The 5,464-nt window shown below is 61.6% G+C and carries 5 protein-coding genes and 1 tRNA gene; 1 reads left to right on the top strand and 5 read right to left on the bottom strand.

Going from position 1 to position 5,464, the window contains the following annotated elements; genetic code table 11:
- Positions 1-111: 111 nt before the first annotated feature.
- Entirely contained in the window at positions 112-954 is an 843-nt protein-coding gene (locus NKH95_RS33040; protein ID WP_023814285.1) for an ABC transporter substrate-binding protein, read from the bottom strand.
- Between the two features lie 215 nt (positions 955-1,169).
- Here NKH95_RS33040 and NKH95_RS33035 point away from each other — a divergent pair, with 215 nt between their 5' ends.
- The gene (locus NKH95_RS33035) at positions 1,170-2,249 is read left to right on the top strand and encodes a LacI family DNA-binding transcriptional regulator (RefSeq protein WP_023814284.1); all 1,080 of its coding nucleotides are present in this window, start codon (positions 1,170-1,172) and stop codon (positions 2,247-2,249) included.
- 343 nt (positions 2,250-2,592) lie between these two features.
- Here NKH95_RS33035 and NKH95_RS33030 read toward each other — a convergent pair.
- The 4 genes from NKH95_RS33030 to NKH95_RS33015 all read right to left on the bottom strand — a co-directional run.
- Positions 2,593-2,668, bottom strand: a tRNA-Trp gene (locus NKH95_RS33030).
- 138 nt (positions 2,669-2,806) lie between these two features.
- The gene (locus tag NKH95_RS33025; protein ID WP_023814283.1) at positions 2,807-3,289 is read right to left on the bottom strand and encodes a group II truncated hemoglobin; all 483 of its coding nucleotides are present in this window, start codon (positions 3,287-3,289) and stop codon (positions 2,807-2,809) included.
- A gap of 101 nt (positions 3,290-3,390) precedes the next feature.
- Entirely contained in the window at positions 3,391-5,046 is a 1,656-nt protein-coding gene (locus NKH95_RS33020) for a COG3904 family protein (RefSeq protein WP_023814282.1), read from the bottom strand.
- 155 nt (positions 5,047-5,201) lie between these two features.
- A partial coding sequence (locus tag NKH95_RS33015) for an EF-Tu C-terminal domain-related protein (RefSeq protein WP_502895422.1) occupies positions 5,202-5,464 on the bottom strand: 263 nt, incomplete at its 5' end.

Here is a 5,464-nt window from a genome sequence, read left to right as displayed (position 1 = left end):
AACCACCATTCAGACTCCCCCCGTTTGGGGGCGCGAGCCCCCACGGCCCCAACCACAACCGCCGCTGGGGGGGGCCCGCCGGCCGCCCCACCCGGGGGGGCCCGGGTGCGGTTACTTCTTGGGGAGGTATTGATCGGGCATCGGCGAGCCTGGGAACCACTTCTCATAAAGCGTCTTCCAGGTGCCGTCCTGCATGGCCGCATGCAGGGCGGTGTTCAGCGCATCGCGAAGCTTGTCGTTGCCCTTGCGCAAGACGAAGCCTGCCGGCGCGTCGAAGGACGGGATGTTAACCGCGATCTTCAAGTCCGGATAACGAACGCCATAGTCCTTGGCTGCCTCGTAATCGAGGAAATGAGCGTCGACCGTGCCATTGTTGAGCGCCGAGACGGCCGAATTGTTGTCAGGAAATTTGACGAGATCAGTCCCGACAAAATTCTTCGCCGCATAGATTTCCTGCAGCGTACCCTGCACGACGCCAAGACGCTTGCCCTTGAGCCCGTCGGCCGACGTGATCGCCTTGTCTGACGTAAGCACGGAGAGATAGCCTGCAAGATACCCGTCGGAAAAGTCGACGGTCTTCTTACGCGCTTCCGTCGTGCCGATTGCCGCGACCGCGACATCGAAGCGCTCGTTGGCAACCGAAGGCATCAGCGCCGAGAATTCCTGACCGGTGAAGATCACCTGGTCCGGCTTGAAGCCAAGGCGGCTCGCGACGTTGCGGAACAATTCGATGTCGAACCCGGTGAATGTGCCGTCCGCCTGGGTGAAAGCGTAGGGCTTGGCATCACCCATGGTACCAACGCTGATGACTTTCGCATCAATAAGACCATAGGGATTGTCATCCGCGGCGGCTGCTCCGGAAACAAAACCCGCGCCGATGCACACAGCCATAAGAGCCATTGCGCCGGCCCGGACCGGTGACATCAACGACTTGAGAATTCCTATCCTGCTCATGTCTTCTCTCCACTCTGAAGGTCTGTTCTTCTTGGTATTGACGTCGAGCCGGCAATCCCACGCTTGACATCGCCCGCCGCCGCGACCGCGGCATGCGCCTCTCGGCCCGCAATCTTCTAAAAGAGACCGGTCTCTTATTGATTGAGACCGGTCTCTTTGATAATCGTTATCGCCAGATTGACCTTCCGTCAACAACTCTTGTAGTCGTTCATCCAATGAAAAGAACCGCACCCAAGACCCAGTCGATAACGGTCAGCGATGTCGCCCGAGTGGCCAATGTGTCCAAAGCGACGGCCGCGCGCGTGCTCGGCGGATACGGTGTCGTCAGCGACACGATCCGCGCCAATGTCATGGCCGCCGCCAAGGCCCTTGACTACCGTCCGAACGAACTGGCCCGAAGCATGACGACCGGCAGGTCCGGCATCATCGGCGTGGTGGTCGGAGACATCGAAAACCCGTTCTTCAGCCTGGCGGTGCGTGGAATCAGCGACGCGGCAAGGGCGGCTGGCTTCAACGTCATCTTGGCCAACTCCGGCGAGCGGATCGACGCGGAAAGGGCAGCTGTGCGGCTGTTGATCGGCAAGCGCGTCGACGGACTGATCGTCACGCCGTCGGAATCGCGTGACATCTCACACCTGCGCGACATCCACCGTTCAGGCCGGCCGCTTGCCCTGCTTGACCGGGCGCTGCCTGATCTCGATGTCGACACGGTTACGGTTGACGATCGAGACATCGCCATGCGGGCGACCCGTATCCTTGTCGACGCCGGCCACAGCAAAATCGCCTATGTGACCGCGGTTGACGCCGAAGGCAATGAGTATCGCGACCTAGGACAAATCTACACCTCATCGGTCCGTGAGCGCATCGACGGCTTTCTCAAGGTGTGCCGGGACGCCGGAATTGATCGACCGGAACGTCATATTCGCCTTGGCGCGACAAGCCCCGACGAGACGCGAAAGCTCGCCGACAAACTGCTGTCGGGGCCAGATCGACCGACCGCAATCCTTGCCTCCGACAGTCTCATAGCCCTGGAGATCTTCAAGGTCATGCGCCAGCGCGGGCTGCGCATTCCACAAGACATCTCGCTCATCACTTTCCATGACGCGGACTGGACGAGCGTCACGACCCCGCCCATCACCGTCGTCGACCAGCCCGTCTATGCGCTGGGCAAAAGCGTCGCGGAACTGCTCATCCGCCGCTTGAAGGGCGAAGCACGGCCAGCTGAAAGGCTCATTCTGCCGACCACAATCATCGAACGCGGATCCGTTGGTCCGCCTGCTGCCTACAAGCTGTAGATTCTCAAAGCCGAGCGGTCCAAAGCATAGCATGGAAGCCTATGCCCGAGCGTCGGATGGTTTGTATTCTGCGCCCGCATCCTTCGGACCAAAGGAGCAAATCTCGACTCGAGCCAAGCCAGCTTCCTTGGTGCCAACCCGCCAATTTTTACCTTTGTGGAACCTCGAGCAGCGCCAAACCAGGCTGTCGTTACGGTGAAGTTGCCCACCAGAATCGTGTGATTTTACGCCACCGTCGGACGCTGCCCGCGGACGTGCATGTCCGTGCAATAGATGTGCAGCAGTCGTTTTGGCTTCTCAACCGAGTAGCGCTATTTCTAAGTGCCTGATTTCCCTTTGGAAATGGCACGGGCAGCAGGGCTCGAACCTACGACCTGCGGTTTTGGAGACCGCCGCTCTACCAACTGAGCTATGCCCGTACGTGCGCATGTCGGCGCAGCAGGCGCTTCCTAAAAGCTTCCGCACGCTCTGTAAAGGGTGGTTTGCAAGCAAACGTACCTTCACCCCCCCTGCGCCAGAAATCGGGACAGCTGACGACCAGCTCGTTCGGCGAGAGGTTACTTTGTTTTCAGCGGCCGATAGGGTCCGCCCGGCACGCCCCAGCCCCAGGCCGGCATCGGTTCCGTCTCGGGATCGCACGTCTCGCCGAGATTGGAGTTCATCTTGGCCAGACGCGATCCCCATTCGACATAGCCCATGAAGGCCGAACGGAATTCCGGATCGTCAGGCAGGCCGACCGCGTCGGCTGCATCGGCCAGGAGGCTAATCCAGCGGCGGCGCTGCTCCTCGCTCAGATGCTTGCCCAGATGGTGCATGACCATCTCGCGGTGGCCACCGAACTGCTCGCTGTAGGTTTTTGACCCGCCGAAAACCTCGCCGATGAAGGCCGCGACATGGGCGGGATGATCCGGCGACATGGTCTTGAACACCGGCCCGACGATCGGGTCCTGCGCCACCTTGTCGTAGAAAGTCTGGGTCAGCCGGTTCAGGGCCTCGCCGCCGCCGGCCCATTCGTAGAGGGTCGGGATATCCTGGCTCATTCTCGATCCTCCGCCTGCCTGGCGCCGCCAGCAGCGACGATAGCGGAACAATCGGAAGTGTCTCAACCTGCCTCGATGGCCAGTTCCGGCTTCGCCGCGGTCTACAATTTGGCCGGCGCGTCAGCCTCGGCATTGGCGGAGGGCCGGATCCGGCAATTCTCGGGTCTTGGCACCGCCTCGCAAATGGTGGCGCCGGTCAGCGCGTCGACCGATTGCAGGCTCGTCGTCAGTCCGACCTTCAGCATCATGCCGGGTTCCAGCCGGCGCTCGACCGAGCGACGCTCGATCGCCGCGAACAGGGCGGGAGCGATCGCCATCTCGTCGAGATAGGCCTTGACCATCTGCTTTTGCCCCATCAGGTAGAGGCTAAGTCGCGCCTGGGGACCGACAAGCCGCTTGATGCCGCCGGCAAGCATCAGCGCGCAGGCCGAATCGCACTCCACGCCCGCATCGATGCTCAGCCCGGCATAGGCGCCCTCTTTGGCCAGGCAATTCCACGCTCCCGGGTCACAGCCGACGAAATCGGTGCGGCCAACCGCGACGTCGAGCTTCCTTTCATGGATAAGCCGTCCCGCCGCCAGGGCGCTGAACAGGTCGCCTCCCCTCGAACTGACCACGACAGGCAGTTGCCGTTTGCCGAGCGTGGCGAGCAATTGGCGCAGCTTCTGCGGGGTCTGGGGAGTGATCGCGCCTTCCGCCGAGATCCATTCCGGGCAGTCTGGATTGCAGAGCGGATTGGTGCCGCGAACGACGACGAAGCGCATGTCTTCATCGCGCCGCTCTTCATCGTGTCGCGCCGGCTCGGGTTCGATCGCCGGCGGAGCAGGCTTGGCCGCGGTCGCCGTCAGGCCATCAGGCTTGTCCCCCGGCATTTCCCGGCAATTCGTGGCCAGGCGGCCGGGCTCGCACAGGCTTGCCGCGGTCAACAGGCCTACAGCGTCCGTGCTGGTGACCAGCTTCATCGCCAGCATGTCGTCGAGGGCGATCTGGTGAATTTCGCTGGCCGGCGTGCCCTTCATCGTTTCGAGCATGCCTTGTTCGATGCCCATCTGGTTGAGATAGGCCGCCAGCTTTTTCTCCACCGACTTGCTCATCTCGTAGGTCTTGTAGCTGCCGGCGTTCTTGCGGCTGACGATCTTTGTGTTGAGGATCTTCTTCTTGCCCCCCACGATGCGGTAGGTGGTGCGGTATTGCAATTTCGTGCGGATGTAGGTCGTGGTGATCTGATGGACGCCGAGATAGGCCCATTCGCCGGCCACCCGCCTGATACCGCCGGCAAACATCAGAGGACAGGCGGAATTGCACATGGCGCCATAGTCGATGACATCGCCGAAGTAGCGGGCGTCACGGTCCTGGCATCCCTTCGCACCGGGCTGGCAGCTGGAAAACACCGTCTTGCCGATGGCGATATCGAGCTTGTTCTTGCGGATCAGCCGGCCAAGCGTCAGCGCCGCCTCGACATTGCCGCCGGGAGAATCCACGACAACAGGCAGTTTCCGCCCGCCAAGCGTCTTCAGCATGCGTTTGAAGAGTGCCGGCGTGCCGGCTTCTATGGAGCCCTCGGCCGATATCCATTCCGGGCAGATCGGCTCGCACCCCGGTGCGTTGCTGCGGACAATGCCGAACCGCATCGTCGGCCCAAGATCCGGCGCCGCATCCGCCGCAAAGGCTACCGGGCCCGCGGCAAGCAATGCCAGCAGGCAGATCAAGGCCAGCGACCACAATGCCCGACAACGGTGAAGGCGCCCTGAAACCATTCTGCAAAAAGCCCCTTGATGCAACCTATACTAGACGAGGTCCAAGGGCTTGCAACAGGGTCGAGCGACAGGGCGGTAGCCGATAGCCCGGCAAACAAAAAAGGGCGGCCCGAAGACCGCCCTTTTCTTGTCGATCCGGCAAATGCCGGGCTCGATTATTCCTTGATGGTGACGACGATGCCGGCACCGACGGTGCGGCCGCCTTCACGGATAGCGAAGCGCAGCTTCTCTTCCATGGCGATCGGCACGATCAGCTCGACATCGACCGTGATGTTGTCGCCCGGCATCACCATCTCGGTGCCTTCCGGCAGCGACACGATGCCGGTCACGTCCGTCGTGCGGAAGTAGAACTGCGGACGGTAGTTGGTGAAGAACGGCGTGTGACGGCCACCTTCGTCCTTGGTCAGGATGTAGGCTT

This window comes from Mesorhizobium sp. M0848 (assembly GCF_040319805.1).
In the GTDB taxonomy this organism is placed as follows: domain Bacteria; phylum Pseudomonadota; class Alphaproteobacteria; order Rhizobiales; family Rhizobiaceae; genus Mesorhizobium.
Note: the sequence above shows the minus strand (reverse complement) of the source record. Positions and strands in the feature narration are given on the sequence as shown.

What these genes read in the sequence shown, in the direction of transcription:
- NKH95_RS33040 (WP_023814285.1), bottom strand. Translation starts at nt 954, where the DNA reads ATGAGCAGGATAGGAATTCTCAAGTCGTTGATGTCACCGGTCCGGGCC.
- NKH95_RS33035 (WP_023814284.1), top strand. Translation starts at nt 1,170, where the DNA reads ATGAAAAGAACCGCACCCAAGACCCAGTCGATAACGGTCAGCGATGTC.
- NKH95_RS33025 (WP_023814283.1), bottom strand. Translation starts at nt 3,289, where the DNA reads ATGAGCCAGGATATCCCGACCCTCTACGAATGGGCCGGCGGCGGCGAG.
- NKH95_RS33020 (WP_023814282.1), bottom strand. Translation starts at nt 5,046, where the DNA reads ATGGTTTCAGGGCGCCTTCACCGTTGTCGGGCATTGTGGTCGCTGGCC.